This is a genomic window from Lysinibacillus sp. BPa_S21 (assembly GCF_023337795.1).
Classification (GTDB): Bacteria; Bacillota; Bacilli; order Bacillales_A; family Planococcaceae; genus Lysinibacillus.
Genome location: NZ_JALIRS010000001.1, coordinates 62906 through 79258 on the forward strand (window position 1 = coordinate 62906; position 16353 = coordinate 79258).

Here is a 16353-nt window from a genome sequence, read left to right on the forward strand (position 1 = left end):
TCTATTGAATGAACAACTAGTATCGATGATTACACAACTCGTAATGGAAAAGATGGGGAATAATGCACTGGAGGAACCTTCTCCTGATACGGCTGTGCCAACAGAAGACCAAAAGAAACCACTTTTAAAGCTTCAAAATACGCTAGCTAATGCTAATAATGCTGATGAAGTAGCAAGTCCGGGTACAACAGAACAATCAAATGAACCATTAATTAAACTTTATCAAACGGGATCCGGTAATCATGAACAATCATTGAACAGCGCAAATAATGATGACACTTTAGCACCAATCACAGCCTTTAAATTTGAGGCGGATACAGTGTCTGAAAGTGTTCAAGCTGCAAAAAAGCATACACCAGCAAGAATAGGTGTTGGGAGAGCTGGGACAAGGCCTAAAACAAAAACTTGGCTAAAGTTCCGCCTCGATCATGCAGCAGCAGTAGATGCAGTATACGGAGAAGTGACAGAAGGGCTACTACAAAAACTTGATGTCTTTCAGGTAACAACAAGAGTGATAGATAAAGAAGAATACATTACTAGACCAGATTTAGGTCGTCGTTTGTCAGATGAATCAAAGGCATTGATTCAATCGAAGTGCAAAAAAAATCCAAAGGTACAGATCATTATTTCTAACGGATTAAGTGCAAGTGCGATTGAAGAAAATGTGCAAGATGTTTATTTGTCGTTACAGCAAAGCCTTAGTAATTTAAATATTGAAATAGGAACTACTTTCTATATTGATAAAGGGCGAGTTGCGCTTATGGATGAAATAGGAGAGCTTTTACAAGCAGAAGTGATTGTTTATTTAATTGGTGAGCGTCCTGGACTTGTATCTGCTGAGTCGATGAGTGCTTATATATGCTATCAACCTAGAATTGGCACAGTAGAAGCTGATCGAATGGTCGTTTCGAACATTCATAAGGGTGGTATTCCGCCATTAGAGGCAGGTGCTTACTTAGGAACAGTCGTTGAAAAAATATTGCATTACAAGGCAAGTGGAGTAGGTCTTGTGGCAAAAGAAGGTTAGGGGGCCAAACAATGAATCCTCAAAAAATTATGGCGGAAATTTTAGCTATGCAAATCATTCCAAGAGTGAATAGTGAATTAGCGGAGCAATTGGATTTAAAGCCAAATCACAATAGCATCGGACTCGTAACGCTAACAATCGATGATGTTGGCTATGTAGCGCTAGATGAAGCTACGAAAAAAGCAGATGTTGACGTTGTCTATGCAAAAAGCTTTTATGCTGGAGCAGCACACGCATCTGGGCCATTATCTGGCGAGGTCATTGGCATCATAGCTGGTAGCTCGCCTGATGAAATTCGTAGTGGTTTCGATGCGATTCAGCAGAAAATCCAGTTTGATACGTATTTTGAAGCCATTCTTCAAAATGAAAACCACGCTCTTTTTGCACATACTGTAGCAAGCTGTGGTACGTATCTGGCGGCGCTAGCAAACGTTAAGGTTGGAACAGCTCTTGCTTATTTAATAGCACCGCCGCTTGAGGCTGTTGTTGGTTTAGATGCTGCATTGAAGGCGGCAGATGTAGAGCTAAAGGTTTTCTTTGGTCCACCATCTGAAACCAATTTCGGTGGCGGTTTAGTAAGTGGGAGCCAATCATCCTGCCAAGCTGCCGCTAATGCTTTTAGAGATGCTATTGAGAATTTAGCGAGAAATCCAGTTGTTTAGAAAGGAGGGGCTGTATGACCACACTAGATAAAGATTTATTAGCAATTCAAGAAATGAGAGATGCCGTGACATGTGCCAATACTGCACAGGCTACTTACATGCAGTATTCACAGCAGCAAGTAGATACGATCGTCAAAGCTGTTGCGGATGCAGCATTTAAAGAGGCTGAACGCTTGGCAAATATGGCCTTTCAAGAAACTGGGATGGGCATCCCAAATCATAAAAAAATAAAAAATGAGGTCGCCTCTAGAGATGTCTATGAAGATATTAAAGATTTGAAGACGGTTGGTGTCGTTGGTTTCGATCGGGTGAAGAAAGTGACTGAGATTGCTAGTCCGTTTGGAGTCATCGCGGGCATTGTACCAACGACAAATCCAACATCAACAGCAATCTTTAAAACACTTATCTCATTGAAAACTAGAAATGGTCTCGTTCTAAGCCCACACCCATATGCGGTTGAATGTACAAAGGAAGCTTTAGAGATTTGTAGAGTAGCTGCAGAAAAGGCGGGTGCACCAGAAGGATTACTACATTGTTTAACAATGTCTTCTATGGAAGCTACGCAGCAATTAATGAAGCATCCAGCTGTTCACTTAATTTTAGCGACTGGTGGTGGTGCGCTAGTCAAAGCAGCCTATAGTTCAGGTAAGCCTGCTTATGGTGTAGGACCAGGAAATGTTCCAGCTTACATTGAAAGATCAGCGAACATCTCTAAATCAGTTCGCCAGCTTGTACAAAGTAAATCTTTTGATAATGGGACAATTTGTGCAACAGAGCAATCAATTATTGTAGATAAAGTCATTGCCGAGCATGTTTTAACAGAGCTTAAGAAAAACAATGCCTATATTTTGAGTGATGAAGAGAAGGTGAAGATGGAGAAGTTAATTTCTCCTGTCCCAGGGAAAGTAAATCCTCAAATTGTAGGTAAATCAGCAGCTTGTCTAGCAGATTCTATCGGTATTACCGTGCCAGAAGATACAAAAGTACTTGTTGGACTAGAAACGATGATTGGCAAGAACATTCCATTTTCACTTGAAAAACTGTCACCGCTCTTTGCCTTATACACAGTCGAGGATAGTACGGAGGCAAAACAGGTAATGATTGATTTGCTAAACATCGGTGGAAGAGGACATACATGCTCGATTCATACAGAAAACACAGCTTTAGCAGAGCAATTTTCAGTGGAATTACCAGTGTCTAGAATTGTAGTTAATACATTATCATCAATTGGCGCTGTTGGAGGCACTACTGGATTAGCACCATCCTTCACATTAGGATGTGGTACGTTTGGTGGCAATATTACGTCCGATAACATTACAGCAAGACATTTATTGAATATTAAACGTATGGCTCATGGCATTAAAGATGTAGAAGTGCCAAAACCAGATTTCTTAGCAAAACCAGTAGTAGAGACGATTAAGACCCAAGATCCATCTTTAGATACAGCAGTGGTTCAACAAATTGTTGACCAAGTATTAAAACAAATAACATTACAAAATAAATAATTTGGAGGAATGACAAATGAGTACAGCATTAGGAATGGTAGAAACAAAAGGATTAGTAGGAGCAATTGAAGCAGCAGATGCAATGGTGAAGGCTGCTAGCGTTAATTTAGTAGGAAAAGTACATGTTGGGGGCGGTATTGTCACTGTATTAGTGCGTGGTGATGTAGGAGCGGTTAAAGCAGCTACTGATGCAGGTGCAGCAGCGGCCCAACGTGTTGGAGAGCTTCTATCTGTTCATGTAATCCCACGCCCACACCATGAATTAGAATTAATCTTACCGAAAGCAGAGGCTTAATTTTAATTTAAGCAATAAAGGCGACGGAAGAACCCCCTGAAGCGACGGAAAGAATCGCCCAAGCGACGGATAGAACCATCGAAACGACGGAAAGAATCGCCAAATGACGGATAGAGTACGAATCGACGGATAGAACATCATAAAATAAAGGGCAGGATGCTACACATTGCGCTTCATCCTGCTTTCATTTCCTATAACAACTAAAAGAAATAGAGGTGGCTAAACTTGAAGACAGCGATAAAAACATTTCCTGTAGCAATTTCAGCTCGTCATATACATGTCAGTGAAGAGGATTTACAAGCACTTTTTGGTCCAAATGCAACGCTAACGAAGGATTTCGATCTATCACAGCCAGGACAGTTTGCAGCCAAAGAGCGTGTCTCCATTGAGGGGCCAAAAGGTGTTCTTCACAATGTACGTGTATTAGGTCCTGTAAGAGCGGCAACACAGGTGGAAATTAGTCGAACAGATGCAATGAAATTAGGATTAACCCCTCCTTTGAGGCAATCGGGTGATATCGAAAGTTCAGCCGGCATCAAATTAATCAATCAAGAAAAAGAAATAAACATCAAGCAGGGAGTCATTATTGCACAAGCACATATTCATATGACGGAAGAAGATGCAATTGCATTGGACGTTCAAAATAATGATTTAGTATCTGTTGAGGTTGATAGTGAGCGCCCTGTTACATTTCGTGGGGTTGTAGTTCGCGTGTCGAACGATTTTAGTTTAGAAATGCATATTGATACAGATGAAGCGAATGCGGGCTTTATTGAACAGCAAGCCAAAGGAAGAATTATCAGACCATTAATATAAGGAGGAGGTTGGATGCAGGAAAATGTAATCCAAAAAATTGTCGAAGAAGTATTACAGCAAGTTTTAAAAAATCAGCCTTCCCCTCAACATGATGGAAAAATCCCTATTGGCGTATCAGCACGACATGTTCATCTTGCTCAATCGGAAGTAGAACAGCTTTTTGGTGAGAACTATCAATTAACACCTAAATTTGAACTTTTACAGCCAGGTCAGTTTGCTGCTGAGGAAACCGTTGTTATTGCTGGTCCAAGGGGTTCTATTGAGCGGGTACGCATTTTAGGCCCTGCTCGTTCATTATCTCAAGTAGAAGTAAGCTGGACAGACGCAATGAAATTAGGGCTTAAGCCACCTTTAAGAATTTCTGGAGATATAAAGGGCTCTAGCCCGGTCACACTTATTGGTCCAAAGGGCAGTGTTGTGCTACTAGAGGGACTCATTATTGCTCAAGCACATATTCATATGTCACCGGCGGATAGTGCGCGATTTCAAGTAGTGGATGGACAAGCGGTACAAATTAAAGTAGAAGGTATGAGACCGATTATTTTATCGAATGTAATGATTCGTGTTTCTGAGCGTTATCGATTGGAAATGCATATCGATACAGATGAAGCAAATGCCGGTTTAATCCAACAAGGTGCATTTGGGGAAATTGTCAATGCCCAAGCTAAGGAACAAATGAATGTTAAAGAACTTCCGACAGTCGTAAGTCAGACTGAAAAACCAGTAAGCCATCAATTTGATAAGAAATTACTTTCGCAAGTAGAAGTGCTTGAAATAGAGGCACAGGAAATTGTTGTTCCTAAAAAAACAATTGTGACAGCATTGGCTTATGACAAAATACGAGAGTTGAATAAGACGTTAACAATCCGCTCTAAGTAATTAGAAAAGTCTATTCAGGATAGAGAAGGTGAAGTTCATGCAGATGGGAAGAGTTATTGGTAGTGTATGGGCAACACGTAAAGAAGAAGGGTTGAATGGCTTGAAATTATTAATTATTCAACCAATCGATTCCAATCAACAGCCGATTCGTACAGAAATTGTAGCAGCAGATCGTATCGGGGCAGGGATCGGCGATGATGTGCTCATTACAAGTGGTGGATCATCCCGATATATTATGAAAGAAAATCCGTTGCCTATCGATGCTGTCGTTATAGGTATTATAGATTCTACTGAAGTGATGCGAGGTGAGGAAAATGGGTAGCGCAATTGGAATGATTGAAACTAAAGGATTGGTAGGCTCTTACGAAGCGGCTGATGCGATGATTAAGTCATCAGATGTAACAATCGTCAAGCAAGAGTTCGTTGATGGTGGGATTGTGACTGTCGTCGTAAAAGGTGATGTTGGTTCTGTCCAGGCAGCAGTAGAAGCTGGAAAAGCCGCTGCAATGCGCGTTGGAGAACTATTAGGGGCTCACGTAATTCCGAGACCTGATGAAGATGTTTTTCAGATGATTAAAGGACCGGAAGCACCGAAGAAAAAGCCGGCACCAGCAGCAACACGTGCTAAAAAAACAACGACGGAAACAGCAACTACTGAAAATCGGGGTGAGACAAAATGACATTTCGAAAAAGTAAAATTGCTGTGATCGGAGCTGGTCATACAGGTGCCACATTAAGCTTATTCTTGGCACAAAAAGAGCTAGGAGATGTTGTGCTGTTAGATATTCCAGAAGCGGAGAATCCGACAAAAGGAAAGGCACTGGATTTATTACAAACAGGACCAATCGAAAAGTTTAATGTTGCTATTAAAGGAACGAGTAATTATGAGGATATAGCAGGAGCAAGTATTGTTATTATTACAGCTGGTATTCCTCGTAAACCAGGCATGAGTCGGGATGATTTAGTGATGACGAATGCCAAAATTATTCAACAAGTGTCTAGACAAATAAAACACTATGCACCAAACAGTATTGTTCTTGTGTTAAGTAATCCTGTGGATGCCATGACCTATGTTTGCCATAAGGAAACAGGTTTTCCGAAAAATCGTATCATTGGCCAATCAGGTGTGCTAGATACAGCGCGTTTTAATACATTTGTAGCACAAGAGCTGCAAATTGCACCAGAGGATGTTTCAGGATTCGTCTTAGGTGGACATGGCGACGAAATGGTCCCTTTAATTCGATATTCCTATGCTGGAGGTATCCCATTAGAAAAACTAATTCCCTCAGACAGACTACAGCAAATCGTAGAACGTACACGTAAAGGTGGCGGAGAAATTGTTGGGTTGTTAGGCAACGGTAGTGCTTATTATGCACCAGCTGCTGCATGTGCACAGATGGTCGAAATTATCATGAAAGATCAACGTAAAATAATCCCTTCTATCGCCCTATTAGAAGGAGAGTACGGTTACCATGATTTATTTTTAGGTGTACCGACAATCTTAGGCGGCAATGGCATTGAATCAGTCATTGAATTACACCTGACAAATGAAGAAAAAACGGCGCTCCGTCAATCGGCAGAAGCCGTCAAACAAGTATTAACAATTTGTCAAAATGTTTAAAGACGCTTTACAACAGTAAGATATATAGGATCCCCAACTATATATTTGTTGTTATAACTTTTCTCTCTTAAAAATGTTTGATTGGAAACCGAACATTATTATTGAAAGCTAGTTAAAACTCCCCGTATTAATATAGAATAGAAGCTCTCTTTGATCGTGAAAACGATTAGGAGGGCTTCTTTAGCAGGTGTGTTGATTAACAGTTTTTATCCATTCCAATTTATTTGTAGGCTTTGATTTATGCTACAGGCTACTCGCTTTCCTGCGGGAGTCGAGCAGTCCTACGTTACAATCAGTTAAAATGGGTATTATATTAGCAAAATATCAAGAAAAAATCCTTTTATCAGTCAATGATAATACCTATATTTTCCTAATCACACGACTGCTTCTTTAATTTCAAATTCAAAATGCAATGGACCCTATTTAAGATGGAGTGGGGTATTCAGACAAGAAGCTACGCATTTTATCCATAGAAAAAGAAGAGACGAATAGAGCATTATAAAGGGAGTTGCAGCAGTCGAAATGTTTGAGAGAGAAGCTCCCTAATATATACCTCACCCCAACTTATTAAGTATATATTTAAATATTAATTTCCCTTCCTTTTATGTAAATAAGGGAATAATGAAAGTAACCCTAAAGCAGCTAAACAAACGCCAATCCACAGTGGCGACAAATAGCCATATCCCTTACTAATACCTAGACCGCCTAGTGAAGAACCAATCACAATACCAAGCGTAATAAAAGAACTATGAATGGTATTAATCATCGTGCCATTATTAGCTGTTTTCATCACTCTCGCCACCATAGCTGGATTCATTGCTACACCAGTCAAGCCAGTAAAAATAGTAGTAATAACTGCAATGTATTTATGTTCAGCGCCTACAGCAAATAAAGATAATGCTACGATTAATATAATCAATCCACTCAACAGTGTTTCCATTGTATATTTATCAGCAAACTTGCCAATCACTATATTCCCAATGACTGTTGCACTACCATAGAGAGCAAGTAAATAGGGAATACTTGCGCTTGAAAAGCCTGTGATAGTTGTAAAGATGGGCGTGAAATAACTAAATGCTGCAAACGTACCACCTATAATAAACATACTTGTTATGTACGCTGCCCAAAGATGAATGTTTTTAAAGTGCATAAGTTCGTCTTTCCAGTTTAATAGCTTTTTGTTTGGCGACGAGGGTAGTAAAAATTGAATCATAATCCCGGAAACTAGTACGAGAATAGAAACAAACCAAAAACTAATACGCCAACCAAAGTTTTGCGAGATAATCGTTGTTATAGGTAAGCCGATGACAGTTGCAATCATTAAACCTGCAAGTACAATAGATGCAGCTTTTCCCCTTGAATTAGGAGGAACCAATGTTGCAGAAAAGGAAATAGCAACACCAAATGCCGAAGATGAAGCAATACCAGTAATAATACGGGAAACCATCATGCTATCATAGTTCCAAGCAATAGCTCCGAGCGATTGGCCAATTAAAAATACAAACATTAAAAATAATAAAGCTTGTTTGCTGCGTATTCGTAGAAGAGTTGCAGTTAAAATAGGTCCTCCTATTACCATTGCACCTGCATAAGCTGTAATTAGATACCCAATTGAAGATACAGAAACCTGAAATGCAAGAGCAAGTTCGTTCATCATACCTGCAACCATAAATTCTGATGTAGTCATACAAAATATCGCTAAAGCTAGTAAATAAATAATTGATGGCATAAAAACACTCCTAAATTAATTATTGTAACGTTCGGTACAAAAATGATGCTAAAAAAGAGCGCACTAAGCGCCGAAAATAGATGCTAATGTTCCTTTCATAATCTGTTCGGATAGCATTCGATTTTGCATCGAAACATTAAGAACACGAAACCCATAATAACTGCTTAAAAATAGACTTGCTAATTCCTCAGCTGTTTGCTTTTTTGAAATTTCTCCAGATTGCAATCCTTCCTCCATGACTTTTTCAATAGCTTGTTTAAGAAGCTCGACATGCCTTGAAAAAATTTCTTGAACCATTTCGTCATTCCTAGCTCTTTCCACACTTGCGTTGATTAATAAACAACCTTTTTGATCAATATTCCCAAAGTCTTCATTCAATGCCCATTCTAAAAAATTACTTAATCGTTCTTTCAATGCAATTGGAGCATATAACAATTCCTGCTGTGCCTTAATTCCAAATTCATGATAGCGTTCTAATACTTGTTGATACAGTTCATGTTTACTACCAAAAGTATTGTATAAGCTGCCTTTCCCAAGTCCAGTATCATTGCATAAATCCTGTGTAGAACATCCCTCATACCCTCTTATCCAAAAAGTTTTCATGGCGACATCTACAATCGAGGAATAATCAAACTCTCGGGGTCTGCCTCGTTTATTCACATTAATCCTCCTCTCATTTACATTACTAGAATATCTTTTTTGTACTAAGCGGTCAATAAAGTATTTAAGAAAACAGCATGGATCTTGATTGACTTTGTCCTAAGGGGAAGGTGTATAAATGAATTGTAGCAAGTAACAAATAAATGAGTAGGTGGTTTTGTGCTATCAATAGGAGAATTCTCAAAAATATGTGGTGTCTCGACAAAAACACTTCGATATTATGATGAAATTGGATTAATTAACCCAGATGAGATTAATGCTGAAAGCGGTTATCGCTATTATTCTATCGAGCAACTAAAAAAGATGCTCTATATTAACCGTCTAAAATCCTATCATTTTTCTCTTGAAGAAATTAAAATGATGCTGGCATTAGAAGAGGATCAATCCGAAGCAATGCTTTGTTCAGCGTTAAACCAGAAGAAAAATGAAATTCAAGAGCAACTAAAGGCTTTTGAATATCTTGTAAAACAACTAAGTCATGATATTTCAAACCTAGAAAAGGGGGTACCTATCATGTCGTATCTAGACGGTTTCGAAGTGCAACTAGTAGAAACAAAGCCAATGAATATCCTTTATAAGCGATTGATAATGAGCAGTGATGATTATGCATCGGGATATGGTCGTTATTTTAGCGAGTTATATGAAAAGATTGCGAAAGAGAAGCTCACTTTACTTGGTCAGCCAATGACGATTTACCATAGCCCTGAATTTAATCCTGCGGGCAATGATACGGAATTCGCTATTCAGGTAGCTGAGCCTGTCAAAGGAACGAGAGATTTGCCAGGTAGCCTCTGTGCTAAATCCGTTTTAAAAAGATCTTATCCGGAATTGACTTCAGTCTATGCTAATTTGATGAAGTGGATTGAAAACGAGGGTTATGAACTGATATCGCCACCATATGAAATATACATAACAGATCCACATCACGCCACCGCTCCCGAGGATTATATTACTGAGGTATATTTTCCTGTAAAGAAAAAATGATAAAACGAAAATTAGGAGGTTCTTTATGGAAACAACAATCAATTGGCAATCGGTAAAGCCTGAAAACATATATATAAATAATGAAAAGCTTTCGAAGCTAGAGCAGACAATAAAAAATGATTATAACAATATAAATGGCATGATTATCATTAAAGATGGTCATTTAGCATATGAAAAATATTTTAATGGCAAAGGTCCTAATCATTGTCACCATGTGGCATCTGTCACAAAAAGTGTACTTTCTGCACTTATAGGCATAGCTATTGATAAAGGATATATTAAAAGTGTTGAACAGAGGGTATTAGATTTTTTCCCAGAGTATACATCTGCCGATCAGCAGAAACAACAGATTACTATACGACATCTTCTTACGATGACAGTACCCTATCCATTTGAGGATTGGCAGGAGCCACTAGAAAAGCTATGTCAACAGCAGGATTGGATAAAATACACATTAGATTTAATGGGGGAGAATGGGGATTTAGGTGCTTTTAAATATTCTACAGCTGGAGCACATGTATTGTCAGCTATTCTTACCCGAAGTACAGGCAAGAGTGCACGTGCGTTTGCCAATGAACATTTGTTTACACCGCTTGGTATGAAAGAAATTCCCGACTATCAAATGAACGACTATGGATTTGATGATTTATTCGGGAAAAATGTCAAGGGGTGGGTTCATGATCCAAACGGTCATTCGACAGGTGGCTGGGGACTAACATTAACTACTCGTGATATGGCGCGATTTGGCTACCTCTATGTAAACAATGGCGTTTGGGATCAAACTAGGGTTCTCTCAGACGCATGGATTCGAGAATCAACGGAGATGAACCATCACAATTACGGTTATTTATGGTGGCTACGACAAGAAGATGGACTTTTTACATATTCAGCAATAGGGGATGGAGGCAATATGATTTGTTGTATACCGAAAATGAATATGGTTGTGGCGATTAGTTCAGAATTTATAATGAATCCACGAGATAGATGGCCGTTAATAAAAGAGTATATCATCTCAGCGGTAATAAATAATTAATAATTTTAAATAGAGGGATAAAATATTAATTTTCTTACCAACTCAGTTGATGTACGCTCTTCAAGTTGCATCAGTAACTATCCCCAACATTTCGCTCCTAATCAATTTATGTTTGAAATCCCAAACTTTGTTGATGAATCAAAAGTAATGTTAAATATATTTACCAATCATATGAACCCCGTAGCCCAAGATAAAATTTTGATCCCATCAGTTAAGACAATAGGCTATAATAAATAGTCTATTGCATTTTTTGATGAAGTTTTCTTTAAGAAGAAACGTATTAAATGGCTCCTTCCTGGAGGTCGTTCTCACTACATCTTCAGTTTGAGGTTAAATATATTTTTAAAATAAAGTGAGGGAAAAAATGGTTAGCTACTTGGGCGTCTTTATTGTCATTGTACTTATAATGTTAAGAGAGAAACAAGTTAGACCAGCTCGAATGTGGGTTATACCAGTTTTGTTAATGGGTGTAATGGTTTCTACTATTTCAAGTATTAAATTAACGCCCTTAAGTATTATGATGTATATCAGTTGTTTAATGGTTGGATTGGGTATAGGAGTATGGAAAGGAAAATTAGAAAAAATTCGTATGAATCATACTAGAGGAATCGTAACTACACAAAGCTCAATTGCCGGTATTATTTTATTTTTCGGGATTCTTCTTGTAAGGGTACTGGTAGGTTATTGGAGTAGAGAGCATGCATTGATTTCATTAACAAATGCTCTTATGTTTATACCACTTGGTAGTATTTGTTCTCGTCGCTATATTATCTACTTGAGATACAAACAGCTTATGGGATGAAAATAAAAAATTCCTTTAATAATCAAATGCGAAGAGTTTTTATAATCTACTCTTTTTATGTTTATACAAGGTCATTAACAGAGAGAAGAGAGAAAATGAAATAACCCAATAAATCTTAGAAAAAAGAGAAATCGAGTGACATCGATTTCTCTTTTTGGATATCAGCTAGTTTTGTCCTAGCCTCTTTCCATAAGTATTTTACTATTTACTTTGCCCGGCAGATACATATCCGCTTAAATATGCAGCACCACCGCTCGTATATTGTGCTGCAGCGTAATAATCACCTTTTTGATTATTATTAGTAGTATAAAATTCATCTCCTGGACTCATTGAAGAAGATGCAATAACAGAATCAAATCCCCACGATTCTTTTTTAGACATAGCTTTAAAACTTGCAGAACCACTATAATTTTGAGCTGCTGTCACTAGTTTCCCATTAACTGAAACCGTAGAACCAACAGGATTAATATTTTTTGAAGAGATTTGGGCTATAGAACTACCAGCTGCTTGTGCAATATTTGTTCCTATGAAACCAATAATAGCTAAGGAACATACAACTTTTCCTACTTTTTTTAACATAATAACTCACCTCCTGTGTAATAAATCACCATATAGTTTATTATTATGCAAGTATTTCCTTTTTGGGTATTATTTTATAAATTTGACAATAAATGTTACATAAATTATATTTTAATAATATAAATAGTGAAGGTGGATAAATTATGAATATTTTATATTCCTTTAAATTTCTGTTAAGGCAATTATATCTAAGTTATTTCATTCCAATTGCATATATTGGACTTCTCATCTATGCGTCTCTAGGTTTCTATATTTATTCGTTAGAAGGAAGCCCAGGCAATGCCTTAACATCATCTAGTACTGTAGTCCAAATAGGAGCAATTGCCTATCTACTATTAGGCGTTTATAACGTACGCTTAAGCGATAAATACGATCTTAAACATTTATTTAGTTCAATTAAAAGTGGATATATTACCCACCAGATGGGGTCACTACTTGTAGGGATTATTTCCATCTTTATTATTGTGATTTGCACATTTAGCTTTTATTTATTGGTTATGTGGAAATATATATATATTAATCCATCATTCATCGTTGATGTATTTCTGTATATTTCCTTATACTATGGACTAGCCTTTTTAGTCTGTTATTTAAGTGGTTTTATGGTAGCAACCTGGATAAGAGGAAAATTTGTATTTCCGCTCATATTACTTATTTATGTATTGATGACACCACTTAATTTTATGTTCTTAAGAAGAAGCAACAATTCGTTTTTTGCATGGGATAAGTTTTTGAATGTTGGTGAGCCAAATCCAACAATGGCTTTTCATCCACTATATGGCTTATCCATTTCGCATGACCAACTGGCAAAACAATTACTATTTATATGCATTCCTATACTATTATTATTTATATATAACGTAATGCATGGTTTCTTACAGAAAAATAAATATATCATTATAACTTTTTGTTTAGTATTGATATTCACTATCTCCTGCCTTGTTTCTAATTTAAATGGAGGGCAAATTCTTTTAGATAATGATGCTGAGCTACATAATTATTATAAAAATTACGATATTACGCACAGTTGGGAACAGCAGCCCTATAAAATCAATGAAATGAATATATCGCTAGATACTAAAAAGAATTTATCTGCTGAAGTTTGGTATTCACTTATTTATGAAGGACAAACAGCTACTAATGAACTCATTTTCAGTCTATTTCATGAATTAAAAGTTAAAGACGTACTCATAGATAAAAAGCAGGTGAATTTCAATCAAAACGGAGATCGATTAAAAATCATTTTAAATGGAGCTATTGAACGAAATGAAGTGCTAAATATTTCATTAAAATATGAAGGTTTAAAAACTAATTTTTACTTTGCCAATGAGCAGGCTGTGTATTTACCAAGTTATTTTAATTGGTTACCGAGTATCTATGATAAACCTTCTTTTATAGTCTTAAACGAATCTAATTTATTACAACGTGTCAATCACCAGCTTACGCAAAATGTAGCATATAACTTAGTCTTTAAGCATCGAGGGAAAGAAGTATATAGTAATTTACCAAAAACAGAAAAAGACGAATGGGCTGGAAAAAGTTTTAGTGGTATAACTTTAGCATCTGGACTTTTAGACGTTTATACAAAAAATGATACGCAATGGGTAATTCCTTTTACATGGAAGGATATAGTGGATGATTTCCCTACCTTAGAAGCTGATGTACAAAAATTAACAAGTATTATTAACAGTTCTCGATTATTACCAACAGAAGTTTCTTTTCCTAAAAAAATATTCTTTCTGCCTAATCTAAACACAGTTGATAGAAATGAATTTCAAGGCACTTGGTATAGTCAAGATCATTTAATTTTAGGCACGCACGTAACAGTAGAGTATCCTGAAGAATATTTTACAACTTATAAAAATAATTTTCTCGTTAATATAATCAACAGCTTTTTCATTAATAACGCTTCTCTTGGAGAAATTACAGATTATCAGTTTGCCATTTTATATCGAGCATTTTTAACAGATATCCTACTGGAACAAATTAATATCCCTTCATCTGAATTTCAGCAATTGTTGGAATCTGGTCAATTACAATCTGATAAACATCCAATAGATGACCTGGTTAGCCAATTAAATGGTTTTAAAAATAGTACAGTATCAAAGGATTTAAGCAGTTCATTTTATAAAGAATGGGCTAAACTACTACACTCGAATAACCCTTGGGAAAGCTTAAAAAACTTATTAGAAAAGGTAGAGGATTTAAATTGAAGATAATTCATGTAAAGAATATACAGAAACGTTTTAACAAAGAGTTGGTCTTGAACGATATTAATTTCGATATAAAAGGCTCATTCGGTCTTCTTGGGCCAAATGGTGCAGGCAAAACGACATTGATTCGAATACTTTGCTCGATTATACAACCAACAAATGGCGAAATTTACGCTGATAATCAGTTGAATTGGAAAGATAGTAATGCTGTGAAATCTAATGTTGGATATCTTCCGCAAACATTTAGTTTTTTTAAGAATGCCTCTGTTTATCGTGTTTTAGAATATATTGCGAAATTAAAAGGGATTAGTAAAAGTGAGCTCACGAACGAAATTACACAGGTTTTAGAAGAAACCAATCTAATGCTTCAAAAAGATAAAAAAGTAAAGCAATTATCTGGAGGTATGTTAAGAAGACTAGGGATTGCTCAAGCTTTATTAGGCAATCCTAACTTATTAATTGTTGATGAGCCTACTGTAGGACTCGATATTGAAGAACGTGTCCGATTTAGACAGCTTTTAAGAAAACTAGGTAAAGACCGAATTGTTCTTATTTCCTCCCATATAGTAGAAGATATTGAAAATACCTGTGATCACATATGTATTTTAAAAGAGGGGAAGGTTGTTGTGACAGGGGAATTAAATGATTTGTTAGCTTCTATTGATGGAAAAGTTAAAGAGGTCTTTTTATCCTCTGAACAATTGAATACACTTTCAAATGAAATCATTTCAATTAAAGAACTTGGAAGCGAGTATAAAGTACGGTATGTACCCTCAAATAATTCTAATTTGTTTCAGGGTACATCTGTGAGTCCTACTTTAGAAGACTTTTATGTATACAACATGAACCATGGTGATATTCAATGAGCGATTTGAACAAACTTAACATTCGCTTCGAAATACACAATATGGGCCTGTCCTTTTTTATTCCTATCTTTACTACTCTTATTACTTCTATCTATGTTGGCACCACTATTCATGAAGAGGGATGGGAATATAACGCTGCATTAGCTTTTGAATATTTAGTCTGTCCGTTTGCAGCGTGGTGGGTTAGTTATTTGTATTATGATACATTCGAGGATAATAATGAAGAGCTTTTAATTTCACTTCCTATTTCAACCAAATACTTTGGTATTTTCCGTTCAGCAGTATTTTTTTTATTTTTTTTACTATTGCTTGCTATCCAACTTTATGTACTAAATATAATCTCTGAAATACCATTGAATATCCCTTTTCTATTGTTCAGGTTTGCTTCACAGGGATTTGTATATGCTGGTCTCGCGTTTGTATTAATGATGTTATTTAAAAATATTATGGTTCCAATACTAGCTATCGTAGTTTTCCTATCCATTTCTTTCTTTTCAGGTGGCCGACCTTTTGTTTTAACATTTAGTCCACTTACTCAAATAGATGGGGAAGTGTTTGCAATATTATGGTCTAATATAATAATAGGATTCTTATTTTTTGTCCTAGGACATTTACTTTTGAAGTTTAGAATGCGGAATATAAATTCCTGAAGATATGTAGCATTCCTTTCTATAAAAATACG

At 36.6% G+C, this 16353-nt stretch carries 18 protein-coding genes; 15 read left to right on the forward strand and 3 right to left on the reverse strand.

The window, feature by feature from the left end:
- The first annotated feature begins 4 nt into the window (after nt 1-4).
- From eutC to mdh, 9 genes are all read left to right on the forward strand, one after another.
- Complete coding sequence (eutC, locus tag MOK21_RS00295; protein WP_249071707.1) at nt 5-1027, forward strand: ethanolamine ammonia-lyase subunit EutC; 1023 nt, start codon at nt 5-7, stop codon at nt 1025-1027.
- An 11-nt stretch (nt 1028-1038) separates the two neighbouring features.
- The gene (eutL, locus tag MOK21_RS00300) at nt 1039-1689 is read left to right on the forward strand and encodes an ethanolamine utilization microcompartment protein EutL (protein WP_249071709.1); all 651 of its coding nucleotides are present in this window, start codon (nt 1039-1041) and stop codon (nt 1687-1689) included.
- Between the two features lie 14 nt (nt 1690-1703).
- Nucleotides 1704-3194, forward strand: coding sequence for an aldehyde dehydrogenase family protein (locus tag MOK21_RS00305; protein ID WP_249071710.1), 1491 nt, complete (start codon nt 1704-1706; stop codon nt 3192-3194).
- 16 nt (nt 3195-3210) lie between these two features.
- Entirely contained in the window at nt 3211-3489 is a 279-nt protein-coding gene (locus MOK21_RS00310) for a BMC domain-containing protein (protein ID WP_053482447.1), read from the forward strand.
- 225 nt (nt 3490-3714) lie between these two features.
- Nucleotides 3715-4305, forward strand: coding sequence for a phosphate propanoyltransferase (locus tag MOK21_RS00315; RefSeq protein WP_249071711.1), 591 nt, complete (start codon nt 3715-3717; stop codon nt 4303-4305).
- Between the two features lie 12 nt (nt 4306-4317).
- Nucleotides 4318-5184, forward strand: coding sequence for a phosphate propanoyltransferase (locus MOK21_RS00320; RefSeq protein ID WP_249071713.1), 867 nt, complete (start codon nt 4318-4320; stop codon nt 5182-5184).
- Between the two features lie 37 nt (nt 5185-5221).
- Entirely contained in the window at nt 5222-5506 is a 285-nt protein-coding gene (locus MOK21_RS00325; RefSeq protein ID WP_132359031.1) for a EutN/CcmL family microcompartment protein, read from the forward strand.
- Nucleotides 5499-5864, forward strand: a complete 366-nt coding sequence (locus MOK21_RS00330) for a BMC domain-containing protein (protein WP_249071714.1) — start codon at nt 5499-5501, stop codon at nt 5862-5864. Before MOK21_RS00325 ends, MOK21_RS00330 begins: the two co-directional genes overlap by 8 nt.
- The gene (gene mdh / locus MOK21_RS00335) at nt 5861-6805 is read left to right on the forward strand and encodes a malate dehydrogenase (protein WP_249071716.1); all 945 of its coding nucleotides are present in this window, start codon (nt 5861-5863) and stop codon (nt 6803-6805) included. The genes MOK21_RS00330 and mdh overlap by 4 nt, the downstream gene beginning before the upstream one ends.
- Before the next feature lie 586 nt (nt 6806-7391).
- On the opposite strand, the gene MOK21_RS00340 is transcribed toward mdh, so the two are convergent.
- On the reverse strand, nt 7392-8534 hold the full coding sequence (locus tag MOK21_RS00340) for an MFS transporter (protein ID WP_249071719.1): 1143 nt from the start codon (nt 8532-8534) through the stop codon (nt 7392-7394).
- 63 nt (nt 8535-8597) lie between these two features.
- Nucleotides 8598-9194, reverse strand: a complete 597-nt coding sequence (locus tag MOK21_RS00345; RefSeq protein ID WP_249071721.1) for a TetR/AcrR family transcriptional regulator — start codon at nt 9192-9194, stop codon at nt 8598-8600.
- 159 nt (nt 9195-9353) lie between these two features.
- On the opposite strand from MOK21_RS00345, the gene MOK21_RS00350 reads away from it, so the two are divergent.
- The 3 genes from MOK21_RS00350 (at nt 9354) to MOK21_RS00360 (ending at nt 12013) form a co-directional block, all read left to right on the forward strand.
- Complete coding sequence (locus MOK21_RS00350) at nt 9354-10178, forward strand: MerR family transcriptional regulator (protein WP_249071723.1); 825 nt, start codon at nt 9354-9356, stop codon at nt 10176-10178.
- A gap of 25 nt (nt 10179-10203) precedes the next feature.
- The gene (locus tag MOK21_RS00355; RefSeq protein ID WP_249071724.1) at nt 10204-11211 is read left to right on the forward strand and encodes a serine hydrolase domain-containing protein; all 1008 of its coding nucleotides are present in this window, start codon (nt 10204-10206) and stop codon (nt 11209-11211) included.
- Between the two features lie 364 nt (nt 11212-11575).
- Nucleotides 11576-12013, forward strand: a complete 438-nt coding sequence (locus MOK21_RS00360) for a CcdC protein domain-containing protein (protein ID WP_249071726.1) — start codon at nt 11576-11578, stop codon at nt 12011-12013.
- Between the two features lie 201 nt (nt 12014-12214).
- Here MOK21_RS00360 and MOK21_RS00365 read toward each other — a convergent pair whose 3' ends face one another.
- Nucleotides 12215-12592, reverse strand: coding sequence for a hypothetical protein (locus MOK21_RS00365; RefSeq protein ID WP_249071730.1), 378 nt, complete (start codon nt 12590-12592; stop codon nt 12215-12217).
- 143 nt (nt 12593-12735) lie between these two features.
- On the opposite strand from MOK21_RS00365, the gene MOK21_RS00370 reads away from it, so the two are divergent.
- From MOK21_RS00370 to MOK21_RS00380, 3 genes are read left to right on the forward strand one after another with little or no spacing between them, the layout of a single operon-like run.
- Nucleotides 12736-14805 (forward strand): hypothetical protein, encoded by a 2070-nt coding sequence (locus MOK21_RS00370; protein WP_249071732.1) that lies wholly within the window; start codon nt 12736-12738, stop codon nt 14803-14805.
- Nucleotides 14802-15671 carry an ATP-binding cassette domain-containing protein gene (locus tag MOK21_RS00375; protein ID WP_249071734.1) on the forward strand — a complete coding sequence of 290 codons (870 nt, stop codon included), beginning with the start codon at nt 14802-14804 and terminating at the stop codon, nt 15669-15671. Before MOK21_RS00370 ends, MOK21_RS00375 begins: the two co-directional genes overlap by 4 nt.
- The gene (locus tag MOK21_RS00380) at nt 15668-16321 is read left to right on the forward strand and encodes a hypothetical protein (RefSeq protein ID WP_249071736.1); all 654 of its coding nucleotides are present in this window, start codon (nt 15668-15670) and stop codon (nt 16319-16321) included. The genes MOK21_RS00375 and MOK21_RS00380 overlap by 4 nt, the downstream gene beginning before the upstream one ends.
- Nucleotides 16322-16353 lie beyond the last annotated feature (32 nt).